Origin of the sequence: Albimonas pacifica, assembly GCF_900113695.1 — a bacterium.
GTDB classification, from domain to species: Bacteria; Pseudomonadota; Alphaproteobacteria; order Rhodobacterales; family Rhodobacteraceae; genus Albimonas; species Albimonas pacifica.
Genome location: NZ_FOQH01000034.1, coordinates 1 through 5111, shown reverse-complemented (window position 1 = coordinate 5111; position 5111 = coordinate 1). Strand labels below are relative to the sequence as shown.

Here is a 5111-nt window from a genome sequence, read left to right as displayed (position 1 = left end):
CAAAACCCCGTCTTCGTCGCGCAGCGACGTACCGGCCGAACGGCCGGCGCGCTCCTGCGCGGGTCCGCGCCTCGCGCGGACCTCAAAACGAAAACAGGGGTTGGTTCGCAGGTCCGGCGGTCACAGCGCAAGGGAAACACCCGATCCCTTCCCGAACTCGGCCGTTAAGCCCTGCCGCGCCGATGGTACTGCGACTCAAGTCGTGGGAGAGTAGGTCGCCGCCGGACCCGTCAACCAACCCCTATCTCGTCTCCCTCACGATACCCAAAACCGCGGGGTGGAGCAGCCCGGTAGCTCGTCAGGCTCATAACCTGAAGGTCGCAGGTTCAAATCCTGCCCCCGCAACCAGTTTGACCAATATTGCCAAACGCTTGAACGCCGCCCTCCAGGGCGGCGTTCGCGTTTGGTGCAGGCGTGTCCGAGCCATGTCCGATCAGCCCGGCTCGGCGCGTCGCCCGATCTCAACGCCAAGCAGCGCCTTCACATCCTCTGCAACCTCCGCCCGGTCCGCGAGGCGCACGCCAAGCGTGGCGGCGGCGGCGATCTCTTCCGCGGTCGGCGTGCTCCAGTAGGCTGCGCGGGCGTGATCCTGGCGCGATGGCGGCGGCAGGTCTCCGCGCCGGAAGCGACCAACCGCGTCGAGGATCATCCGGGCGCCTGCAGGCGCGGCCCTGCAATAGTTCGAGAGGACCGAGCGGCCCGGCTGCAGGACGCCCGCGTCGCGGAGGATCACCGGACCGGTGTCCCAGCCCGGATCGACGACGTGCAGCGTGTAGCGCCCCGCGAGGTCTGCGCCGGCCAACTGCCGAAAGAAGCAGCAAACGCCGCGGAAGGCCGGCAGCCGCCCAGGGTGCAGGTTCCAGAGCCGCGGCAGGTCATGGTCGCGCCGGTGAATCGCGATGATCTCCCGCCCGAACTTCTGGAGGCATCGGACCGAGATCGCGAGATCATGGTGCGCCGCGCCGAGCCGCTCGAGAAACGCCGGCTCGTTGATGTCCTCGACCGGTTCGGCGTGAATTCCATGCAGGGCCTCGAAGGCGAGAGGAGCGAGGCGGACCCCGGACGTCCAGACCCGCCGGAACAGCGCTGGGTAGATCTCGCGCTCCAGGAGGTCGATCTCCAGGGCCTGGTACTCGGCGAAGGAGCCCTCGGCGACCCGGCGGCTGGACCGCCGCGCCGGGAGATAGACGTGGAGCGAGACCCCCGCGCCGACCGCCTCCGCGGCCAATCGGTGGGCGAGGATGTGCGAGTGCAGGTCGTCTCCTACGAACAGGGCGAGGCGCATGTCTTCCTCCTTCAGGCGACGGCCAGGCGGCGGGCCTGGCGCTGGGGGCGGAAGATCGACCGCACGGCCGCGCAGGCGGCGAGGGCGTTCTTCTCGAGGGAGTTGGTGAAGAAATGGACGCCGCGCGTCTGCGCGCCGATCAGGTGCAGATCGCGGGCGACCCGCCCATCGCGGCCGATGACCGCGCCGGTCTCGAAGTCGACGTCCCCGCCCCCGAACGGGTGGGCGCGCAGGTGGCCGTCGGCCAGCAGCCCGCGGATCAGCGGGTCGCCCGACGCAGTGAGTTCATAACCCCCGCCGGTCGCGTCGATCAGCCAGTCAACGCGTTCAACCGAGCCGTCGGCGTAGGTCATCTCGAAGCCCTTGGAGCAGGCGCGCACCGCGTCCACCCCGGTCGCCAGCTGACCCGGGTGCGAGACCCGGCCGGACTCGAGCCAGCCCAACACTCGCGCCCCGTTGCGGGGCGGGCAGGGGAAGGCGGACGCGCCGAAGGCCGTCGACCAGCGCTTCGAGAACGTCCGCTTCGCGTGCGGGGACAATGCGCGCCAAGCGTGGGCGGAGTTCTCGGTCGCTGCGCGAAGCAGGCTGAAGCGCAGGTCCGGGCTGCCCGACGCGGCGAGCTCGTCGCGCAGGCGCTCGGCAGGATCGCGCGCGTCCGGCCGCAGGAAGTCGATCCGCTCGACCGGCAGACCGGCGTCAACGCAATCCATCGACCAGAGCATGAACAGCTGGTCCAGGCTCAGCCCCCGGCCCTGAGCCGTGGCGAGGCGCTGCAGGCGCTCGGGCGTGAGATGGCGGATCTCCTGGTCGGCGTCGTAGTCCGGCCGCACGCGCGGCAGCAGACCTGAGCGCGACCCCCAGGTCACTGGTCCCTCGTGCTCCTGCGACTCGAGCGTGGCCAGCACGTCGATCGCAGTCAGGCTGGTCCCGACCACCCCGACGCGCGCATCGCGCGGAATCGCTTCAAGCCGCCTGGCCGGCCAGGCGTGCGGGATGAAGCCCGTCGCACCCTCGAGGCGTCGAAGCCTGGAGCTGGGGAGGTTGCCGATCGTCAGGAGCACCTGGTCGGCCCGCAGGGTGCGGCCCGTGGCGAGCTCCGCCGTCCAGCCTTCGCCGTCTCGCTTCAGCCGAACCACGTCGCCGCCCATGAGATCGATCTGCAGGCCATGCCGCTCGGCGACCTCGCAGGCCTCCATCGCCCGCGCCGCGAGATAGTCGCCCAGCACGCGTCGCGGCACGTAGACCGAGCCCCGCGCGGCGAAGGTCGACACGTGCCCGTGCTCCACCCCCCACTTCAGGAAATCGTGGGGCTCCCTGGGCGGGATGCGCAGCGAGTGCGCCGGCATGTTCGTCAGGTGGCCGTCATCCTCGGTTCCGAAGGCGAGCCCCCGAAAGGCCTCCCCGCCCCGCTCCACCACCGTCACCCGCACCTTGCGGCAGACATCCCCCGCGATCGCCTGGTCCACGATCGCGCAGATCGCAGCCACCGCGCTCGGACCGCCCCCAACAACCAGGATCTCCAGCTTGCCCATGACCTCGGCCTCCCGAATGACCGGCGAACACAACGCTCGCCCCATCGAGATCCGCTACGCGCTTTCCCCAAGCGTCTCTGCCGATGCGAGGCCGGCGGCGCGGCTATGGCCCGGAGGTAGATCGACGGCGGAATGCAGGAGGATCGACCGAGAGAGAAGCAGCCCCAGGGGCTCGCCCCTACACCCCCGTGAGTGAGAAAGCGGCCCAGTGGACGGGGTTTGCGTAGGGTTTTGCGTCGAGGTCGAGGGGGGCGCCGTCGGCGGGGGGCTGGAGGACGAGGCGGGTTCCGGATGTTCCGAGCACCGGGTCTCGACGCGGAGGCGTCGGTTTGGGCGATACGGGATCGCGGGTCTTCATCTGGGGGGGCAGCTTCCGCGGGGCGCCGGGGTCCAGGGGGTCGGCCTGGCCGCCGGTCGGGCGGATGTGCGCCGCCCCCCTCGGCTCGGAGAGATCGAGCCAGGCGCAGCCGGCGGGCACGTCGGCACCGGCGGGCTGCGGGACGGTCTCGAACAGGTCCAGCAGTTCGCCGACGGTCAGTTGTCGAAGCCACCGTGCAGCCTCGCGGGCAGCCGCTGCCGGGCCGAAGATAGGCTCGCCGCCCGGCCCGGGTGCGAGATTGAGGACCTCGTAGAAGCGGCGGGTGAGCAGGAAGGCTGCGTCCTCGCGCACCGGCCAGTGGCTCGCCAGAACCGCCGCCGCGCCCGCCTGCACGAACGCTGCCGGTAGGCCTATGAACTCGTCCTCCACCATGTTGAAGCCGGACAGCGTTGTCTCGCAGCCCGACAGCACCGCGAGGCGGAGCCGCAGGCGGCCGCCATCGTCTAACTCGACGAGGCGGGCCACGCTCAGCACGTCATTCGGATCGGCGCCCGCAGTGGCGAGGTGCGACTTTCTAGGATTGACAAGGTCGAAAGCGGCATGTCCCGAGAAGTGCAGCATGTCGGCGCCAGGAAGCGCGGCGAGCAACGCCTCGGCGGTGGCATCGACGCCAAATAGAACCAATGGCTCGTCGGAAAAGCAATCTCGGAGGCGGAACAACGCATCCTCGGCAGCAGTCAGACAGAGTGACCTACTATGCTGCGGCGTGCCCGTGTGAGGATCGGGCCGTATGACTACAGGGTCAAGAGCCGCGACGAGACGGGTTTTTGCGCCACCTGCGATCCAAGCCTTGTTCCGTGCGCGGGCTGCAATCAGCGCTTCAAAGCAAGGTGCCAGCGAAACTGTCCAGCGGTTGCCAAATGGCTCGGCAGGCCTCTCTATTTCTGGCGCTGGAGGAAGAAAGGCGGCCGCCAGTGGCAACATCGAGATTTGACCGGGAGGAAGAATAATGACATGTGCTCCGATGGCAAGGCCAAGAACCCGAAGGTGGGCGTCGATTGGAGCAAGGAGAAAATTGCCGAGAAGCGTTAGAATGGAGTTTATTGCCGTGTCAAATTTGTACTGAGAAGGTTGATAGTTATCGTCGTTGCCACCTCTGAATTCTGCATGCGCACCTATGAAACCAGCTACGCCATCGCTGCCACCACCATGGAGCCACAGGCTCAAACGCGCCGCGTCGAGTCCATTCAGGTTAATCAAGTTTACACTAGTGACTTCCGCTGCGCCGCCAGGCAGGACGAACGCCTTAGCACCCGCGGGCGTTAGGAAGGGAACGACTGCTGCTCCATCGGGCGGTATGGATGCTAGTAGTTCTTGGCTCGTCCGGATTCTCGGCGAATATTCCATTTCTATGGATAAAGCTACAGCTAGCAGTCGAGCTCGACTCAGTTCGAGGTCTTCTAGTGCAGTGGCTGCGCTGCCGCCCAAGGCGAGTCTCGACCAAACAAGAAATCCGGGAAGTCCGCTGATTTGTGCTAGTGTATCCTCGCGAATTTTACGAGAATTTCTTGGGTTCAGGATAACGTCCCTACTGTCCGCGATAATTGGAGTTATAATGTCAACTAAACTTGTGTGTTCAGAATTAACGAGCATCCGCTCAATTTCTGATTTGTCAAAACTTCGCTCCGTCATCGACTTGAGGGCGCCAGATCTCTCGGGAAAATAGTTGGAGAATAGAGTTTGAATCTACGAAGCATATTCAATTCCCGGATAATATCGCTGATGTGTCGGGACAGCATGATGTGCGACACATTCGGCTGCTGGCAAGCGGAAAGGATAACCTACCTTTCCCTGACCTGCTGGACTTCGCCTCCTTCGAGCGTTGCGCCCTGGTGTTCGAGCCAGCCCTTGAGGAACTTGCGATGGACGTCGTTCTGGAGGTCGGCCCATCCTTTGCTGTCCCGTCGGGCGTAGA

General features: G+C 66.2%; 3 protein-coding genes, 1 tRNA gene and 1 rRNA gene. 2 read left to right on the top strand and 3 right to left on the bottom strand.

Translation table 11 applies throughout. The annotated features are described in order from the left end of the window. The first annotated feature begins 112 nt into the window (after window positions 1-112). Together rrf and BM064_RS26160 are read left to right on the top strand one after the other, a co-directional pair. Window positions 113-227: ribosomal RNA gene (gene rrf / locus BM064_RS26165) — 5S ribosomal RNA — on the top strand. Between the two features lie 44 nt (window positions 228-271). Continuing rightward, window positions 272-348 (top strand) — tRNA-Met (locus BM064_RS26160). A gap of 85 nt (window positions 349-433) precedes the next feature. On the opposite strand, the gene BM064_RS26155 is transcribed toward BM064_RS26160, so the two are convergent. From BM064_RS26155 to BM064_RS26145, 3 genes are all read right to left on the bottom strand, one after another. After that, on the bottom strand, window positions 434-1285 hold the full coding sequence (locus BM064_RS26155; RefSeq protein ID WP_092866406.1) for a formyltransferase family protein: 852 nt from the start codon (window positions 1283-1285) through the stop codon (window positions 434-436). A gap of 11 nt (window positions 1286-1296) precedes the next feature. Continuing rightward, window positions 1297-2817, bottom strand: coding sequence for an FAD/NAD(P)-binding protein (locus BM064_RS26150; protein WP_177236411.1), 1521 nt, complete (start codon window positions 2815-2817; stop codon window positions 1297-1299). Between the two features lie 178 nt (window positions 2818-2995). After that, the gene (locus BM064_RS26145) at window positions 2996-4396 is read right to left on the bottom strand and encodes a CHAT domain-containing protein (RefSeq protein ID WP_177236410.1); all 1401 of its coding nucleotides are present in this window, start codon (window positions 4394-4396) and stop codon (window positions 2996-2998) included. Window positions 4397-5111: the final 715 nt, after the last annotated feature.

What these genes read in the sequence shown, in the direction of transcription:
- BM064_RS26155 (WP_092866406.1), bottom strand. Translation starts at nt 1,285, where the DNA reads ATGCGCCTCGCCCTGTTCGTAGGAGACGACCTGCACTCGCACATCCTC.
- BM064_RS26150 (WP_177236411.1), bottom strand. Translation starts at nt 2,817, where the DNA reads ATGGGCAAGCTGGAGATCCTGGTTGTTGGGGGCGGTCCGAGCGCGGTG.